At 44.0% G+C, this 18,071-nt stretch carries 15 protein-coding genes; 10 read left to right on the top strand and 5 right to left on the bottom strand.

Annotation, left to right across the window (positions count from 1 at the left end):
* Entirely contained in the window at nt 1-822 is an 822-nt protein-coding gene (locus H6571_00495; protein ID MCB9322194.1) for a purine-nucleoside phosphorylase, read from the bottom strand.
* 127 nt (nt 823-949) lie between these two features.
* Nucleotides 950-2,737 (bottom strand): hypothetical protein, encoded by a 1,788-nt coding sequence (locus H6571_00490; GenBank protein ID MCB9322193.1) that lies wholly within the window; start codon nt 2,735-2,737, stop codon nt 950-952.
* A gap of 143 nt (nt 2,738-2,880) precedes the next feature.
* Here H6571_00490 and H6571_00485 point away from each other — a divergent pair, with 143 nt between their 5' ends.
* The 8 genes from H6571_00485 to H6571_00450 all read left to right on the top strand — a co-directional run bounded on the left by H6571_00485 (nt 2,881) and on the right by H6571_00450 (nt 10,028).
* Nucleotides 2,881-5,274: a 3-hydroxyacyl-CoA dehydrogenase/enoyl-CoA hydratase family protein gene (locus H6571_00485; protein MCB9322192.1), complete on the top strand. Its 2,394-nt coding sequence runs from the start codon at nt 2,881-2,883 to the stop codon at nt 5,272-5,274.
* Nucleotides 5,275-5,395: 121 nt separating this feature from the next.
* Entirely contained in the window at nt 5,396-6,568 is a 1,173-nt protein-coding gene (locus H6571_00480; protein MCB9322191.1) for a thiolase family protein, read from the top strand.
* A 108-nt stretch (nt 6,569-6,676) separates the two neighbouring features.
* On the top strand, nt 6,677-7,390 hold the full coding sequence (locus H6571_00475) for a DUF2071 domain-containing protein (GenBank protein ID MCB9322190.1): 714 nt from the start codon (nt 6,677-6,679) through the stop codon (nt 7,388-7,390).
* Between the two features lie 129 nt (nt 7,391-7,519).
* Nucleotides 7,520-7,840 (top strand): helix-turn-helix transcriptional regulator, encoded by a 321-nt coding sequence (locus tag H6571_00470; GenBank protein ID MCB9322189.1) that lies wholly within the window; start codon nt 7,520-7,522, stop codon nt 7,838-7,840.
* 44 nt (nt 7,841-7,884) lie between these two features.
* Entirely contained in the window at nt 7,885-8,262 is a 378-nt protein-coding gene (locus H6571_00465) for a DUF983 domain-containing protein (GenBank protein MCB9322188.1), read from the top strand.
* Between the two features lie 46 nt (nt 8,263-8,308).
* On the top strand, nt 8,309-8,953 hold the full coding sequence (locus H6571_00460) for a Crp/Fnr family transcriptional regulator (protein MCB9322187.1): 645 nt from the start codon (nt 8,309-8,311) through the stop codon (nt 8,951-8,953).
* A complete protein-coding gene (locus tag H6571_00455; GenBank protein MCB9322186.1) occupies nt 8,946-9,620 on the top strand; it encodes a Crp/Fnr family transcriptional regulator in 675 nt (224 codons plus the stop codon). The genes H6571_00460 and H6571_00455 overlap by 8 nt, the downstream gene beginning before the upstream one ends.
* Nucleotides 9,621-9,815: 195 nt before the next feature.
* A complete protein-coding gene (locus tag H6571_00450; GenBank protein ID MCB9322185.1) occupies nt 9,816-10,028 on the top strand; it encodes a DUF2892 domain-containing protein in 213 nt (70 codons plus the stop codon).
* A 402-nt stretch (nt 10,029-10,430) separates the two neighbouring features.
* On the opposite strand, the gene H6571_00445 is transcribed toward H6571_00450, so the two are convergent.
* Both H6571_00445 and H6571_00440 read right to left on the bottom strand, forming a co-directional pair.
* The gene (locus H6571_00445; GenBank protein MCB9322184.1) at nt 10,431-11,630 is read right to left on the bottom strand and encodes an NAD(P)/FAD-dependent oxidoreductase; all 1,200 of its coding nucleotides are present in this window, start codon (nt 11,628-11,630) and stop codon (nt 10,431-10,433) included.
* Between the two features lie 41 nt (nt 11,631-11,671).
* On the bottom strand, nt 11,672-12,124 hold the full coding sequence (locus tag H6571_00440; protein ID MCB9322183.1) for a DUF1641 domain-containing protein: 453 nt from the start codon (nt 12,122-12,124) through the stop codon (nt 11,672-11,674).
* Between H6571_00440 and H6571_00435 the strand changes: the two genes are divergently transcribed.
* Nucleotides 12,102-12,311, top strand: coding sequence for a hypothetical protein (locus H6571_00435; GenBank protein ID MCB9322182.1), 210 nt, complete (start codon nt 12,102-12,104; stop codon nt 12,309-12,311). The genes H6571_00440 and H6571_00435 overlap by 23 nt on opposite strands.
* 521 nt (nt 12,312-12,832) lie before the next feature.
* Here H6571_00435 and H6571_00430 read toward each other — a convergent pair.
* Nucleotides 12,833-14,278, bottom strand: a complete 1,446-nt coding sequence (locus tag H6571_00430; protein MCB9322181.1) for a hypothetical protein — start codon at nt 14,276-14,278, stop codon at nt 12,833-12,835.
* A gap of 222 nt (nt 14,279-14,500) precedes the next feature.
* On the opposite strand from H6571_00430, the gene H6571_00425 reads away from it, so the two are divergent.
* Nucleotides 14,501-18,067 carry a T9SS type A sorting domain-containing protein gene (locus tag H6571_00425; protein ID MCB9322180.1) on the top strand — a complete coding sequence of 1,189 codons (3,567 nt, stop codon included), beginning with the start codon at nt 14,501-14,503 and terminating at the stop codon, nt 18,065-18,067.
* Nucleotides 18,068-18,071: the final 4 nt, after the last annotated feature.

The following is an 18,071-nucleotide window of genomic DNA, read 5'->3' as shown; positions in this document are numbered from 1 at the left end:
TTAAGGCTTAAATGCATTTTTTTTAACCACACCACGCACCAGTTTAATGAAACGAGGTTTGATTTCATTGGCTGCCAAAATCACCGATTCATGGGACACTTCCTCCATACCTGACATATCTGTCACAGCTGAGATGCCCAGCACTCGCATTCCTGCATGTCTCGCAACAATGGCTTCTGGTATGGTAGACATGCCCACCGTATCGGCCCCGAGGACTTTCAACATATGCATTTCGGCATGTGTTTCAAAAGTAGGTCCGGTAACCGCACAATGAACCCCTGTGAAAATTTCCAGGTCAATTTCATTGGCCACTTCCTGCGCTATGGTAATCAATTCTTTATCATAAGCCTGTAACATGTCCGGGAAGCGAGGTCCCAACTCATCAAAATTAATTCCCCTCAATGGATTTTCCGGCATCATGTTGATATGATCGCGAATGAGCATTAGTGCTCCGACGTAAAGTTTTTCATTCAACCCTCCGCAGGCATTGGTAACGATCAGCACCTCAACCCCCAAATTCTTCATGACTCTTACGGGAAAGGTAACCTGCTTCATGGAATAGCCTTCGTAATAATGAATTCTTCCCTGCATGGCTACCACTTCGACGCCTTCGAGTTTTCCCATGACAAGTTTACCACTATGCCCCGGCACGGTCGATACCGCAAAGTTGGGAATATCCTCATACCGGTAGTGCTCCGGCGACTCAAGAGTATCGGCCAGTTCCCCCAGGCCGGATCCAAGGATCAATCCAATTTTAGGACGGTAGGAAGTTCGGCTGCTTATGTAGGCAGTAGCTTCTTTTATTTGAAGTAAATAATCCATTGCAAATGTGGTTAAGGCAATTAAAAAATCCGGCATATCGAGCGCCGGACAAAAATAGGCAAGTAAAGGGATAAATGGAAAATTTAAAAAAATAATTGGAACACTCCTGGAAAATGAGAAAATATCTTTATTCTACTCCGGAGGAAAATTTTTCCCTCACCACCTCCTGGGCCAACTTTCCGCTCGGCGTGAATCCAGTGCCGCCACGATGATCATAATCAGCATAACTCGGCCATTTCCACCAAATAATGCCACGGCACCACTTTTCATCCATGATCTCATTGAGTACGATCTCGTAACATAAACTTTGTTCGGCTTCATTTACGGGCCTTCCATTTGCCTCTTCATGGGGTTGCATCCAGGTACCTTCAACGCTTCTGAAGCCGATTTCCGTAAATATCATGGGCTTTTGAAAACGGTTACAGACCTTTTCAATCTTCTGAGCGGTGCGCCTGAATCCTTCCTCAAGTTCGGCACGATTGGCTGATTTATTTTTACTCAAAGGATAATAACAATTCAATCCAATATAATCCAGTTCATCCCAAAAAGGGATGCTTTCAAATTCTTCTCCCCAGTTGGCCGCGTAGGTCATTGGTCCCGAATATATACCACGCAGTTTTCGTATTAATTTACGCCAGTCCTCCGGCCGGGCCTTTGTCGCTTCAGCAAATTCCACTCCTACACAAAGCATATCCATTTCCCAAATCTCCGCCATCAAAGCGTAGTGGCGCATCCATCGATAATAATAATCAAAGAACTGATCCCAATCCTGATCATTTTTCATTTTAATACTGCCCGGCCAGCCCCCCCGCATCCATATCTGGGGCTTCAACATAGTGAAAGCCTTCATTTTTTTGGCCTGCAAATGAGTGGCGACCACCGATTCATCGGTTTCGGAACCGGCTCTTCTCATGATCGGAAGGTAGGAAGGTACATCATCGGAACGCATATAAGAATAGGGCACTATAGCCAATGCGTTGCAACCCAGATTGATCATTTGCTGCATAGAATTTTCTGCCAGGCTAGAGCCATACCCGTTATAAATCCTGTACCCCTCGTGGGCAAAATTGAACCCCTTGAGCCAGGGGACGTTCATGTTTTTGTCAACAGCCGGAATCCTTGTATATTTTGAACTTAAAAAAGCTACCCATTCTTCCTGTAATTCATTAATTCGATCCGCAGCAATCGAAAAGGAAGCATATTGTGCTAAAAACAATTGCATGCCTTGTTTATTGATCAAAAAATCGACAAAGGAAGCCGCCGCGCACCCCATGATCAGATCAGATTCATTGGCAAACCATTCCTCATCCAGCAATTCACTCAGGGGTGGCAGGTTGTCCGATGTAAATAACCGTGCGGCCCAATAGTCATAGCCTTTTTTTTGCCAATCAGGATTTAAATATATGGCCAGGCCTTTTTCCAGCGCCGAATGAAGGGCGGTTCCCAGCTGCGAACGGATGATCAATTCATTTTCAGGATGCATTTGGTATCCCTCAAAAAAACCACCCACAACGGCGTAAGCTTTTTGATGTTGTTGATCCACATGGGCAAGGGTTGCGTTTTGTAATGCCAATCCCTTTTTCTCAATGGTAGGATATATGAGATATTCAACGGGGATGGTAAGTTTGTCCCCTCCTATCGTTTTTTTTAAAGTAGAAAAATTTTGATTGCATTTTTGAACGATTTTTGACATTTGATCTCCCGATAAAGCACTTTCTATGAAATGAAACCGAAAATATTCCGTTTCTATGGAAGAATCACGAGCCGCAACCGTTTCGATCATAGGCCACTCTTTGGTGAGATCAACATTCTCCAGATCGATCAGGGCATTGGAAAAATTGGATCCATTATTTTGGCAGGAGGGAAACATAATGAGTGCCATTATGAGTGTCGGGAAGAAATAATTTACTTTCATGGTCGAGTGTCATTGGTGTTCAGCTTCAAGCTAAGTATTTTTCAGCAATACTGAAAGCAGTAAGGTGGAAAAAATCAAATAGAATTTGTACATTTGCATTTAGCGAAAATTCGCTAATTATTTTTCATAGCCAAAACGATCTTATGAGTAGAAGAATAAAAAAGGTGGCCGTATTGGGTTCCGGTATCATGGGTTCCGGTATTGCCTGCCATTTTGCCAACATAGGTCTGGAGGTATTGATGCTTGACATTGTACCTTTTGATCTTAAAGAGGAAGAAAAAAACAACAAATCTGCCCGGAACAGCATAGTGGACTCAGCCCTCCGTACTGCCATTAAATCGAAACCTGCTCCGCTATACGACAATGCCTTCGCCTCGCGCATTACTACCGGAAATTTTGAGGATGATTTTAAAAAAATCAAGGATTGCGATTGGGTGATTGAAGTCGTGGTAGAACGCCTGGATATTAAAAAGCAGATTTTCGAAAAAGTGGATCAATATCGTCAGGCGGGCACGCTGGTCACATCGAATACCTCCGGAATTCCCATTCACCTGATGACAGAAGGCCGGAGCGAGGATTTCCGTCATCATTTTTGCGGAACTCACTTTTTTAACCCTCCACGATACCTTAGGTTATTTGAAATTATCCCGACACAGGAAACTAAAAAGGAAGTCATTGATTTCTTCATGCACTACGCAGATGTTTTCCTGGGCAAACAACCCGTTTTGGCCAAAGACACCCCGGCCTTTATCGGCAACAGGATCGGAGTCTATTCCATGGCCAAAATTTACCAGCAGACCACCGAACTCGGCCTGAGCATTGAGGAGGTGGACAAACTCACCGGACCGGTAATCGGTCGTCCCAAAACAGGGACCTTCCGGTTGGGAGACCTCGTCGGCCATGATACTGCCGATAAAGTGATGAAAGGGATCAGGGATAATTGCCCCGACGATGAGCAGGCAAAAACTTTTGTCACGCCAAAATACATGGAATTTCTGCTCGAAAACAAATTCCTCGGAGATAAAACAAGGAAAGGCTTTTATGAAAAAACAAGGGAAAAAGATGCCAGCGGCAGAACCATCATCAATGCACTGAATCTTGAAACCTTAACTTACGCCCCCAGTAAAAAACCGGATCTTCCAAGCCTCTCCCTTGCCAAAAACATTGACAACCTACCTAAAAGGATAGAAGCCGTTTTTAATGCAGAAGACAAAGGAGGACAACTGATCCGCAATTCTCTCGTAGGGCTTTTCGCTTACGCCTCCAACCGCATACCGGAAATTTCCGACAATATTTACAGCATTGACAATGCTATGAAAGCGGGTTATGCCTGGGAAATCGGACCGTTTGAATATTGGGATATTGTAGGGTTGAAAAAGGCAGTCGACATAGCCGAGGCGAACGGAGAACATGTGGCCGACTGGGTAAAAGAAATGATTGCTGCCGGGCATACGGCTTTCTACAAACGTGAAGACAATGTCCGCAAATACTACGATATCAGCAGTAAGTCGTATAAAATCATTCCGGGCACGGAAGCCTTCATCATTCTCGATAATTACCGAAGCAAAACTGCGGTTCATAAAACGACTGAAACCATTCTTCACGACATTGGAGATGGTGTGCTTTGCCTGGAGTTCACCAGTATGTACAACTCTATTGGAGAAGGCGTGTTGCGTGGCATCAATGAATCCATACAGGTAGCCGAGGAAGGAGACTGGAAAGGAATGGTCATCGGGAATAATGCGACCAATTTCTCTGTTGGCGCTAACCTTATGCTGATCGCTCAACTCGCCTATGCTCAGGATTATGACGAACTCAATATGGCTGTCAATTTGTTCCAGCAAACGACCATGAGATGTCGCTATTCCAGCATTCCGGTGGTAGCAGCCACACAAGGCTATGTTTTTGGCGGAGGTTGTGAGACCCTGATGCATTGTGACGGAGCGGCGGTAGCTGCAGAGTCCTATATCGGGTTGGTTGAAGTGGGGGTTGGATTACTGCCGGGAGGTGGTGGCACCAAAGAGTTTGCCCTCAGGGCCTCTGATGCATTTTTTGAAGGGGATGTACAGATTCCTACTTTGATCGAAAAATTCAAATCCATCGCACTGGCCAATGTAGCCACCTCAGGTTATGAAGGTTACAACAACGGCACCCTCATCAAAGGAAGGGATATTATCGTGACCAACAAAGACCGCAACATTGCCGAAGCGAAAAAAATGGTTCTTTCCATGGCCGATCATTACACCCAGCCGGTACCCCGAACAGATATTACGGTGCTGGGCAGGACAGGCATGGCTGCGCTTTATGTAGCTGCCAATGAATTGCGCCTCGGAAATTATGCCAGTGACCATGATATTAAAATTGCCCGAAAGATCGCCTATGTACTCTGCGGCGGAGACCTCACAGGGCAGCAGCAAGTCTCCGAGCAATACTTGCTGGATATTGAAAGAGAAGCATTCATGAGTCTGTGTGGAGAACAAAAAACAATGGAACGGATAGAGCACATGCTGAAAACAAATAAACCATTGAGGAATTAATTGGACTTTTTGGATTTATGAATCCTTTTTTTTAAAACTTTAATTCACACCATCAAGACTGCTTAAAGGACGAAAAATCCATAGGTCCTAAAGCACAAAATGTGTGAGCAAAAAAATAATCATGGAAGCATATATTGTAAAAGCATATCGATCAGCCGTTGGGAAAGCGAAAAAAGGCGGTTTCAGAAACTATCGTGCCGATGACCTGGCTGTTGACGTTGTGAAACACTTATTGGCCAACACGCCTGAAATAGATCCCAAGCTCATCGATGATACTATCGTCGGCTGTGCCAATCCGGAAGGAGAACAAGGATTCCAGATCGGGCGCCAAATTTCGTTACGTGCCTTCGGGAAGGATGTTCCCGGTATGACCGTGAATCGGTATTGTGCCTCAGGACTGGAAACGATTTCCATTGCCGTTGCCAAGATTCGTGCGGGCATGGGGCATATTTATGTCGCTGGCGGAACGGAAAACATGAGTGTGATACCGATGACGGGTTACAAACTGGCTCCTGCCTATAAAGTAGCCAATGAGAACCCAAATTATATGGTTGGCATGGGCATTACAGCAGAAGCCGTAGGGAAGAAATACGGCATCTCCCGGGAACAATCCGATGAATTTTCCTACCATTCTCATATAAAAGCAGCCAATGCCATTGACGAAGGCAAGTTTAAAGACGAGATCGTTCCCGTAACGGTCGAAGACGTTTTTGTGAAAGATAATAAAAAGGTCACCTCCCAACATACCGTGGATACGGATGAAGGCGTCCGCCGGGAAACCACCGTGGAAGCCCTTTCAAAATTACGCCCTGTATTTGCACAAGGCGGAATTGTTACCGCAGGAAATTCCTCCCAAACCTCTGACGGAGCGGCATTTGTGCTTGTAGTCAGCGAGGAAATGGTCAAGCAGCTCAACCTGCAGCCTATTGCCAGGCTGGTTTCATGCAGTGTTGCCGGAGTGGATCCGCTGTATATGGGCATTGGCCCCTGTGCCGCCATTCCAAAAGCCCTGGCTCATGCAGGATTAACCTTAAACGACATTGAACAAATTGAGCTGAATGAGGCCTTTGCCGCTCAATCCCTTGCTGTGATCCAGGAAGCCGGACTCAATCCCGATATTGTAAACGTAAACGGAGGCGCCATCGCACTCGGCCACCCGCTGGGCTGCACCGGGGCGAAATTGTCCACGCAACTATTCAACGAAATGCGTCGCCGCAATCAAAAATACGGTATGGTCACTGCTTGTGTGGGTGGCGGACAAGGCATTGCGGGAATTTATGAGTTGCTGAATTGATGCAATGAAGTTTTTGAAAATAATGCCGGAGTGCCATTCTTTTAAAAAGGGATGGCACTTTTGTTTTAAAGAATTCGTTTATTTAAAATTACTTTTAACCAAGAAAATATGAGTTTCCTCAAAGCAGAATGGCGTAAGCTGGCCATTGCGAATTACGAAATTGATCCGCTTATCCTTAAAGATCACGTACCTTTTGGTACCGAACTGGATTTATGGCAAGGCAAGTGTTACCTGAGCCTGGTCGGTTTTATGTTTCTCAATACCAAATTGCTGGGCATAAAAATTCCCTTTCACGTCAATTTCGAGGAAGTCAACCTGAGGTTTTATGTCAAAAGATATGCTGAAGGGGAATGGCGCCGTGGGGTCGTTTTTATTAAAGAAATCGTGCCCAAACCTGCATTGACCTTTGTAGCCAATACGGTTTATAAAGAAAATTATCAGACCCTGAAGATGGACCACCTATGGCAGGAGGATGAACATTCCCGCGAGGTCGCCTACCGATGGAAAACAGGATCCCGCTGGAATGAATTCGAGGTGAAGGCTTCCAAAATCTCCTCCCTGATCGAATCCGGCAGTGAAACCGAATTCATTACGGAACATTACTGGGGATATGCGGCTGTCAATGACAAAAAGAGCAATGAATACGAGGTCACCCATCCGAGGTGGCAGCAATACGAGGTTCAGGATTATAAAATCGATGCCAGCTTTGAACTTACCTATGGCAAAAAATATGGTTTTTTAGATCAAAGTAAACCCGTTTCCATCATGTTGGCTGAAGGTTCGGTTATTACCGTGGAAAATAAAAAAGTATTGAAAGGGTAAGAACTCTTCAGTTGTTTTTTTGTTAAGAATACTCTGCAATACTATTTTAATTAACCACTAACCCTTCATGCAGTAAAAGGAGAAAAGATTACCTTGGAAGCATGAACATATTTTCATATCTTTGTCCTTATGGAAAATACAGACAAAAAAGTCATCAATAACGATTTAGCTGAGAAGCTTGAACGTACAGCATTCATTCTCAAGACCGTAGCGCACCCAATGCGGCTAGGCGTTATTCACCTACTGGAACAGCATCCCAGGCTTTCCGTCTCAGAGATTTGCGACATGTTGGATACGGAACAATCCCTGACTTCGCATCACTTGCAAAACATGAGGTTGAAGGGAATTCTCAGTGTAAAAAGAGAAGGCAGAAGCATGTACTATTCGCTGAAAGAAAGAGATGTTTCCCTGATTCTGGAATGCCTTGAAAATTGTCAATGCAACATGTAATTATTTCCCCGTCTAAAAGCACAAACCAACAACTTTAAAACTCAATGGCATTATTCAAAAAAGGCTCCAAGGCCTACAGTATTTTGGGCTTTAAGTGTCCACGATGTATGGAAGGTGATCTGTATAAAACAACATCCTTTTCCTTTAAAAAATCCTTCGAAATGCATAAATCCTGCCGCGTTTGTCACCAGGATTTTGAACCGGAACCCGGGTTTTATTATGGCGCAATGTTTGTGTCTTATATTTTCACGGCTTTCTTTTCCATTGGATTCCTGCTCCTTTTCCACTGGGTTTTTGACTTTAGCCTCATGACCTCTTTTGGTATGCTGGTAGCTTTTTTTGCCATATTTTTCGTGGTGATTTTCAGACTGGCCCGTTCTATATGGATTAGCCTCAACATTAAATACAATCCTCCAAGGTAAGCTCAATATTAGATTCTGTAACCTTCTAACCAACCACCTAAAAAAAATGGATCATCACTTACTCCAACTCCTCCAAAAAAAATATCCTCAAATAGCGGAAAAAAGTCTGCAGGAGGAAATTGCTACCGTAGGAAAATTAATGCAGTTCAGTGCCGATGAGGTCATTATGGATTATGGGAGTTACGTTCGTTTTGTGCCCCTGATTCTGGAGGGTTCGATAAAAGTGTCCAGGGAAGATGAGGAAGGAAACGAGTTATTCCTGTATTACCTTGCGCCGGGAGAAACCTGCTCAATGTCCTTTACCTGTTGCATGATGAATAAAAAAAGTGAAATCCGAACCGTGGCTGAGGAAAAGACACAGGTTATTGCCATTCCCATCCGGTATATGGACCAGTGGATGGTAAAATACCACAGCTGGAAAAATTTCATCCTCATGTCCTATGACGACAGGATGAACCAATTGATCAAAACCATCGACAGCATTGCCTTTCAGAAAATGGACCAGCGTCTTATTGCCTACCTCGAAAAAAAGGCCAAAGCCACCGATTCTAACGTCATCAATGCAACGCACCAACAAATAGCCTATGATCTCAATGCCTCCCGTGAGGCCATTTCAAGGCTGCTGAAACAACTCGAAAAAGAAGGTGAAGTCAAACTGGGCCGGAATAAGATCGAGCTCATCAATGGATAAGCTCGAAAAAATAGGCGCGCTCAGAACCTTTTTTCCCATTTTTGACCAACTGGATCTGGTGGAGGCACTCGCCGAACACAGTCAGTTCATGAAGGTACCCAATGAAGTGGAAATTCTCCAAGAAAACATTTACATCAATGCCGTTCCGCTCGTACTCAAAGGTTCCGTCAAAGTTTCCAGGATAGACGAAAAAGGCCGGGAGGTCTTTCTTTATTACATCACCGCAGGACAATCCTGTGCCATGACCCTCACCAGTGTGTTGCGGCGGGAAAAAAGTAAGGTCAGGGCGATCACGATGAAGGAAACCCATTTGCTCACCGTTCCCGTGAATGTCGTATATGATTTCAACAAAAAATATCCCGGCTGGCAACATTTTATCATTGAAACGTTCAGTCTTCGTTTTGATGAAATGATCCTTACCATTGAGAGCGTTGCCTTTTCCAATATGCACGAAAGAATCATCCAACACTTGTTAAAAAGGGCTCAAAGCCAGCAAACCCATAGCCTAAATATCTCGCACCAGGAAATCGCGCTGGACCTTGCAACCTCCCGTGAAGTCATCTCCCGTATACTCAAACAAATGGAAAAAACCGGTTTAATTACGCTATCCAGGAACAACGTAAAACTCCATCAGTCACTTTTTGAAAGAAAAAATACTTCAAAGTGACAAAAGTCACCTACACTCCCTCTCTTTATTCCCTATTTTTATGCTGCATAATTAACCATGATGAACAAAGTATTAAAATTAATATTGGTTTGTATCCTCTGCGTCGGCATAATGTCAGGCCTGGGATTCATCATTAAGTATTTTATTATTAAATAAGCCTTTCGAATTCACGGAGGGTTAAAACCTTAGGATATTATGAAAAAGAATGTTGGTAACACAGACAAAATGATTCGTTTAATCGTTGCCCTTGTCATCGCAGTAGTATTGTTCATGGGAAAAGTCGCCATTGCTTCCACGCTTGGAATTATCCTCGCAATTGTAGCCGTAGTATTTGCATTAACGGCTTTGGTTAACTTCTGCCCATTGTACACGCTGGTGGGATTGAATACCAAGGGTAAAAAAGAATAGGGATTATAAAAAACATGAGTTCATCCCGAATTTTCAAAAACTGTCTGAAATAGAAATTTTTTGATTATTTGAAGTATTTTTTAAATGTAAAACCTGCCTGCAGACGCAGGAAGGCAGGTGTAAAACAAGGAATTTAAAACCTGCCTGCTGACGCAGGAAGGCGGGTGTAAAAGTGAGTGGGCAAAAGGTTTGGGTTTTGGAAAAAAGTCATTTTTTGTCGCAAAACACCTAACCCACGACCCAAACACTTCTAAATTTTGCGGTTACTTGTTTTAAACCTTGCCTGCTGCCGCGACGGAAGGCAGGTTTTGCGGTTTATTTCTTTTGTAAAAGAAAAATCCCGAATTTAATCTGATTAGATGAAATTCGGGATGACTCATGTTTAAAATCATTTTCTACCCGTTAGAACTCTCTACCTTTCAACATCCCATGCCAGTACATTCTGGGCAAGCCGTAAGCTTTCAAAGCATACATACTATAGCGCTCTTCTGCCTGGTTGAACGGGAAGGACTCCTCGGGCTCATTGGTATAACCGGAGAATTCAGCGAGGATAAGTTTGCCGTATCCGGTAACCAAAGGACAGGAAGTATATCCGTCGTAAGAAGCAGACAATGGCCTGCCGGCAATCATTGACATGATGTTGGCGGTAGTCGTCGGTGCCTGTTTCCGGATGGCAGCCCCCGTTTTTGAAGTCGGCAGACTGCTACAATCTCCTAATGAAAATACGTTTGGATATTTGACATGTTGAGTGGTATGCTTATCTACATTCACCCAGCCTGTTTCTGCCGCCAAAGGACTATTTTTAATAAAATCCGGAGGTCCTTGCGGAGGCGTGACGTGAATCATATCATACTTCATGGTCATTTTTTCCCCGGTAGCCAGTTTGACAAAATCCGCTTCTTTTTTATCGGCACGAATTTCCACCAGGTCATGACCGTAATGGGTCTCAATACCATAATTCGCAACCACTTTATTCAATGCAGCCGCATATTTCGGCACTGCGAAAATGCCTCCTGCTGCACTCATGAATTTCACGTCAACATTAGGACGAATCCCTTCGCGTTCAAAGTGATTACAGGCCAGGTACATAATTTTTTGCGGCGCGCCTCCACACTTGATAGGTGTGTTGGGTTGGGTAAATAAGGCCGTTCCGGATTTAATGGCTTTAATATTATCCCAGGTGCTACCGACAGTATCATAGGAATAGTTGGAACATACGCCTGTTCCCGGCTTACCTACACTTTCTTTTAGTCCGGGAATGGCTCCCCAATTGATCTGGATACCTGCTGCAACAACGAGATAATCGTACGTCACACTATCTCCGCCGGCAAGCTGAATACTGTTATGATCAGGATCAAAAGAAGCTACTTTGTCCTTGATCCAGGTGGCTCCCAACGGAATATAATCTTTCTGGTCTCTTTCTGAAATTTCTTTGGGAAATACCCCTCCGCCTACCAGCGTCCAGATGGGTTGGTAATAGTGCTTTTCAGAAGGATCTATTATTGCTACTTCAGGGGCATGTTTCTGATTTAAAAGTTGAGCAGCTACAGCAAGACCTGCGCTTCCTCCTCCTACAACGACAACTTCGTGATGTGCCATGATTTATATTGTTTTTCTTGTTTGTTAAAATGGATTCAAAATAATTATTTCAAAGGTCTAAAACCCAGATCCCGGTGTTTCATGTATTGGCCGAAAGCCTTGGCAAAATCCATGAGGAAACTCAAAGACTTCTGACGGTCTTCGTCCTTCATGGAACGCATCAGGCCTAAAGGTCCGCCTACGCGAGCCGGAGGCATCTCACTGGCTTTGGAGATGGCCATGGTCAGCCCGCTGAGAAAATCTTTCAAAGCATCGAGATCCAGCCCTTCATTGACGGCCTTTCGGATTTCCGAGTCAAAAGTATCAAGCATCATTGCCATCATACCCGGCAGTTGATCCGCAAATTCGAGCATGCCGTAGAACTTCTCCACCGTTTCCGGAGCGGTCAGTCTTTCCGACAATTCAAGTGCGGCCTGAAGCCGTTTGTCGATATCGATGCCTTTTTTCACGGCATTTTGATAGGTCTCATCGGCGATGTCGGCCACCATACTCACCATGCCGGGAGCCTGGTTCACCAGATCGAATAAACCGTTGAGCTTGTGGATCATTTCCGGTGCGGTCAGCCTTTCCGCCAAATCAAGTGCGGCCTGTAATCTTTTGTCAATATCAACCCCACGGGAAGTTGCATTCCGATATCCCTCATCGACGATATCGGCTGTCATGCTCATCATCCCGGGGGCCTGATCGACAAACTTAAACAAACCACTAAGCTTTTCTACCATTTCCGGAGCGGTCAGTTTTTCGGCAATTTCGAGTGCAGCATTGAGTCGCTGATCAATATCCACACCGCGTGCTGCGGCTTTGGAATATCCTTCATCGACAACATCAGCCGCCATACTTACCAAACCCGGTCCCCGGGACATAGCCATCGAAAGCCCCTCAACGGCTTTTTCGATCGTATCTATGCGATCCAGAATATGGTCTAAAGCTTTCAGGGTTTTTTCCGCCGCCAGCTTTTGCTCGAGCTGTTGCCCGGCTTCTGAATCCAGCCACGAAGATTGTCCATTAGTACCCATGTGCTAAAGTTTAGATTAGAAGATTAAAAATTTTATCTGATTGAAAATGAATCACCCGCTTTTAATTTATATGAAATCGAAAAAAGGCAGGAATTCAGCATTTTAATTCGATACAACTAATAACAAACATATGAAATAATATACATTTATTTATAGACTTTTATTTATTTTTTGCAACCATTGCCTGAATCACCCCTGATTTTCAGAAATATGATCCAGCCAGGCCTTATTTGCCAGGGGATCCAGGTGTTGAATCTTACTTCGGGTAGTTTGATATAATTCACTCATATCTAAATTCTTGTACACTTCTCCTTTGAGTCGATCCTTATACAACCATAAGGCCGCCCGGATGAAGTTTAAATTCGACTTTTTTTGATACCCTGAAAATTGACGGTTGCGGTTTACAAATTGTTTAAAGGCCTCTGCCAGGGAAAAAAAAGCTTCGGTTTGCTGCATTTCAAAATATACTTTTAACTGAATGATCTTGGCGGCGGCATGGTAAAAAGGATCCGTAAATTCGACTTCATGCAACAATTGAAGGGCCTTGTCATAGTCTTTTCTGGCAAAATGCAAGGCCGTTAGATTATAGGTGTACACATTAAATTGTTCATCTGGGAGCAGAGATGTTTTGTATTGATGAATAAATTCATCGGCCCAATCGAATTCGTTCAAACGCATGGCTGATGTAATGATGTTGGTATAATCCCACTGCGACAAATAACCGTTTGAGAATAATAACTCTTTTTGCAACAATACTTTATACAGAGAAAGGATTTCTGCGTAAAAGTGGGTTTGCCCCGAATTGATCTTTCTTACACAATAATTCAGCGCATAACTATAAACCGTATTCAATTCCTCGGGTGGAAATATTCGGTTATTTTCTTCCAAAAAATCCTTGAGTCCAAAATAGTGCTGCTCCTCCCCTTCTCTCAACATTTTCAAGGTGACGTAATACAACTTTAAGGCAAGAATATCACCGTAGTATTCAAATTTTTCCTCATAACGATCCAGCATATCTTCAACGAAATGAGGTTCATAACCGGCATTGATGACAATATTTCTACTGTACATATCACAGGCGATCCGCAGCTTATTGGCAAAATAATACAGGTCAAGCATGTCGCTTTTGGATTGTAAGGCCTTGTTATAAGACCTTTTATCTCCGCTTAATGACAAAAGATCCAGCACTTCATAATATTCATATTCTGATAAATAAAAATGATAATTTTTTACTTCAGATTGAGCTCTCAACTGGTCGTAACGCCTGGTTACCGTATTGAAATTTTGGTATTGCTCCCGACTGATCAGCTCCCGGGCCACAAGATTTTGCTGCAAAATCCGATCTTCCCGGAACCTGACAAATCCTAAAAAATCCTGCAATAATTGCAACAAATCGGAAATGACATTATTGAGTTTTATCTCCTTGTAATGGTCCTCTTTAAATATCTTTTTAAATACCCTTGTCTTTAACAACGGCTTTTTTTTCGGCTGGTCCATTGCTTTTAGCATTATTTCACACAGCTGTTGGACTTTCTCATTCTTGTTAAAAAAGGGAGAATGGACATATTCGCTGAACCTTTTACGCTCCTTTAAGTCAAGGGAAGAAAGGGTTAAAAAAAGTTTCGATTTTTCCATAATAAAATCTATATTTTAAAACAACAAAATAAAGATAATCAACATTTTACAAACAACAAATCATAAATTAATTTCTAGAATATTGATATTTTGTATTTTTTATTCCCTCACACTGCCGGTACATTTGCAACGTAAAAGTTATTTTTCCATAGACTAAAAGGTATTTTTGGAAATTCCGGATATTTTCGAAAACTCCTGCAGCCTGTAAAACTTATTTTAAACATGAAAAAAAGTACCCTATATTATTGGTTGACGAGCCTTATGCTGGCTATGTTAATCCATTTACCCAAAAGCAACGGACAGACCTTCAGCGCCTCTCATGTGGGGATCAATTCCAACAATGAAGTTTGTGTTGACATTACGGTAGCTGACTTTGAAAACATTATCGGCATGCAATTCAGTATGCATTACGATGATAACCTGCTTTCCTTTTCAGGGTTCAGTAATCTTTCTGCGCTGAACCTTAGCACGGCCAATTTTGGGAACATTACCTCCCAGGGAGCCATAACCTTTTCCTGGATTGACCCAACTCTTTCGGGAGTTACCCTCCCGGAGGACGAGATCATATTCTCCCTTTGCTTTTTTCCCAATACCGCCGGAAACGTCACTACGCCTATAAGTTTTGAAAATACGCCCACCGCGATCGAAATATTGGATGTCAATGATCAGATTTTGAATGGCGTCTTCAATAATGGCTCCATTACTATTTCCTCCACGGGAGGTCCATTGGAGCTGACTTCTGCTATCCTGACTGCTGAAATTTGCGGGAACTCAAATGGCAGTATTGCCGTGATTGCTGTCGGGGGCATGCCTCCTTACACTTACCAATGGCAAGGACCTGATGGCTTTTCCGCTACTGAAGGAAATATCGGAGGGTTATCAGCCGGGATTTATGACCTGACCATTGAAGACTCCGAAGGAGCCACACTTTTGGCCTCCTACACCCTGGAAAATGAATCCTTGCTGATTACTTCGGCAAATGTAAACCCGGTCGGATGTAATGGATCAAGCGGCAGCATTAACCTGGCAACCAACGGGGTTAATCCCTCCTTCGAATGGAGTAACGGGGCTACCTCAGAAGACATTCAGGTTTCGGAAGCCGGAACCTATACAGTGACTATTACAGAAGGAAACTGTTCCGTAACAGAAACCTACCAGGTGGAAGCAGAAGACGGATTGGCCTCTTATGCCTACGATTGCACTTATTTCAACCCTGGCCTCATAGAAGCCCAACTTCACGTTTTATTATGGTGTGGTGGGACTCCGCCTTATACATTTAGCTGGAGTGACGGAACCATAGAAACAACCAACGTCAACGAAAGCACCCTGCTGATCACCAACCCGTCCGGAATCCTTTACAGTGTTACCATCACAGATGAACAGGGATTTGAGTTCATCCTGAGTGATATGGAAGTAGGCTGTAGTTTCCCTCCCAATATTACCGGTTCAATAACCGATGTAAATTGCACCAACCAAACCGACGGAAGTATTGACATTACCGTTACCGGAGGCAGTCAGAATTTCTCTTTTTTATGGAGCAACGGGGCTACCAGTGAAGATGTTACGGGGCTTATCTCCGGTTATTATACCGTCGTGGTTACAGATAACGAAACCGGCCTCAGCGCGACAAAGGAATTTTTTGTGGCAGGTAGCCTTAACCTTGCTTATACTTATCAATGCCAATTCCCCTTATCGACCACCCTTTCGGTAATTTCCTGGACCGGCCTGGCTCCCATCACCTATGAATGGAGCAATGGATTTACAGAAACCGTCAACAATCCCGCCCAGGTCAATTTAAGCAGCATAACCTTCCCTATGGAGGCCGGGCCGGTAAGTTATACGATTACCGCAACGGACGCCACGGGATGTTCAGAAACCCTTGTCGCTGAAGTGGACTGTGAAAACCCTGAGAGTGATCTTTACTTGTCTGTTTCTCCGGAACAAACGAATATCCAGCAAGGCGAAAGTACCTGCATAGACGTAGTAGCGGGAAATTTCAACGACATCATCAGCATGCAGTTTACTGTTGACTGGGACCCTTCCCTGCTTCATTTTGAGGAAGTGACCAATTTTAACCTTCCCGGCCTGAGTGCAAACAATTTCGGAATGCCCCAAAACGATCAACTCACTTTCAGTTGGCTGGATCCACCCCTCGAAGGGGTTACACTCGCCAACAATACTCCCGTTTTTTCTTTGTGCTTTACGGCTTTAAATGCCAATGGAACGGCAACTGTTGAAATTACGGATACCCCAACCGATATCGAGGTCATAAATACGATGGATGAAGAACAAACCGTACAAACAAGCGGTGGCATCATCACCATTGGAAATCCGCCGGCAGGCCAGGGAGCCGTTTATATCACTTCGAATACCGCCATTCCCGGAGATATAACCTGTGTGGAAATACGCGCACTGGATCTTTACAATGTAGGAGCTATCCAGTTCAGCATGAACTGGAACCCGGAAGCTTTAAACTTCAGTGGAGTGGAAAACTTCCTCTTCGAACCTGAAACCAGCATTGCACTTTCCTTTAGCTCATTAACCGATGCGGCTGAATCCGGGGAGCTGAGGTTTGTTTACTTCTCCAATGACTTTACCTCGGGTTTATCCATCGCGGAAGATACCCCATTATTCGAGCTGTGTTTTGAAGTGGTGGCAGACAATGGTATAGAACCTGTTACGATTACCAATTCGCCCATTCCTATTGAATTTATTGGGATCAATGCGATCCCTTTAAACGTCTCTACTTCCGGAGGAGAAATTATCATTCTTGATCCGCTTTGGCCCGGAGATACGGATCTCAACGGTATTGTAGATCAGTACGATCTGCTCAACATTGGCTTGGCCTATGGAGCAGAAGGAACGGCAAGGATTTTGAGCACCGACTGGACTCCTTTTTATGTACAGGACTGGGGGCCGGCCACGCCACTGTCAGGAGTTGACTACAAACATATGGATACCGACGGTAACGGAACCATTAACACCCAGGATACCCTGGCCATTTCCCTGAACTGGGGATCGACCAATGAAAACTGGGACAATGACCCGGGTATTGCCCCCCAGGGCCCCACTCCCGGAACGACGCTGACCATTGATGCTCCATTTTACGTGGAAAGTGACACGGTAGCCCTGGATCAGACCACATTATTAAATATTATTCTCGGAGAGGAAAATTTCCCTGCAACCGGTATCTATGGCATCGGATTCACCATCACTTTTGATCCGGAAGTCGTAGTGCCCGGAAGTGTACATGCCCGATTTGAGAATTCATGGCTGGGTTCCATCGGTGAGAATCTTATAGGCATTTACAAAGAAGATTACGAAGCCGGAAAACTTCATGTAGCTGTTACAAGGATTGACGGAGCAGAGGTTTCCGGCAACGGACCTATTGGAGCCATGCAAATCACCATAAAAGATGTGATATTCAGAGGCAATCTGACTGAAGTCCCCTTCGGGATAGAAGGCGTTAAGATAATCAATTCGACGGGGCAGGAAATTTTGGTGCAACCCGTCCCGACCATCTCCTTTATCGATACCACCACTGATTTTAATGATCCTGAATTAGCCGAACAGGTAAGTATATTCCCGACTCCGGCCAGCCAGAGCATTTATATTTCAGCAGGAAATCTGGAGATCACCGCGATTGAATTATACAATGCAAATGGAGAACTGGTAAAAAGATCCAATAATGACGATTCTCTTTCTGTAAAAGAATTCACCTCAGGAACCTACTTCCTCAGAATCATCAGCAAAGAAGGAGTGATCATCAAACGAATCTCAAAAATATAATCCC

The sequence above is a fragment of the Lewinellaceae bacterium genome (assembly GCA_020636105.1).
Taxonomy (GTDB): Bacteria; Bacteroidota; Bacteroidia; order Chitinophagales; family Saprospiraceae; genus BCD1.
The sequence above is the reverse complement of the archived record's forward strand: the minus strand, read 5'-3'. Positions and strand labels throughout refer to the sequence as shown.

Bases quoted from the DNA above. Each gene is read 5' to 3' on its own strand.
- H6571_00495 (MCB9322194.1), bottom strand. From the start codon at position 822: ATGGATTATTTACTTCAAATAAAAGAAGCTACTGCCTACATAAGCAGC.
- H6571_00490 (MCB9322193.1), bottom strand. From the start codon at position 2,737: ATGAAAGTAAATTATTTCTTCCCGACACTCATAATGGCACTCATTATG.
- H6571_00485 (MCB9322192.1), top strand. From the start codon at position 2,881: ATGAGTAGAAGAATAAAAAAGGTGGCCGTATTGGGTTCCGGTATCATG.
- H6571_00480 (MCB9322191.1), top strand. From the start codon at position 5,396: ATGGAAGCATATATTGTAAAAGCATATCGATCAGCCGTTGGGAAAGCG.
- H6571_00475 (MCB9322190.1), top strand. From the start codon at position 6,677: ATGAGTTTCCTCAAAGCAGAATGGCGTAAGCTGGCCATTGCGAATTAC.
- H6571_00470 (MCB9322189.1), top strand. From the start codon at position 7,520: ATGGAAAATACAGACAAAAAAGTCATCAATAACGATTTAGCTGAGAAG.
- H6571_00465 (MCB9322188.1), top strand. From the start codon at position 7,885: ATGGCATTATTCAAAAAAGGCTCCAAGGCCTACAGTATTTTGGGCTTT.
- H6571_00460 (MCB9322187.1), top strand. From the start codon at position 8,309: ATGGATCATCACTTACTCCAACTCCTCCAAAAAAAATATCCTCAAATA.
- H6571_00455 (MCB9322186.1), top strand. From the start codon at position 8,946: ATGGATAAGCTCGAAAAAATAGGCGCGCTCAGAACCTTTTTTCCCATT.
- H6571_00450 (MCB9322185.1), top strand. From the start codon at position 9,816: ATGAAAAAGAATGTTGGTAACACAGACAAAATGATTCGTTTAATCGTT.
- H6571_00435 (MCB9322182.1), top strand. From the start codon at position 12,102: ATGTCGGCCACCATACTCACCATGCCGGGAGCCTGGTTCACCAGATCG.
- H6571_00440 (MCB9322183.1), bottom strand. From the start codon at position 12,124: ATGGTGAGTATGGTGGCCGACATCGCCGATGAGACCTATCAAAATGCC.
- H6571_00430 (MCB9322181.1), bottom strand. From the start codon at position 14,278: ATGGAAAAATCGAAACTTTTTTTAACCCTTTCTTCCCTTGACTTAAAG.
- H6571_00425 (MCB9322180.1), top strand. From the start codon at position 14,501: ATGAAAAAAAGTACCCTATATTATTGGTTGACGAGCCTTATGCTGGCT.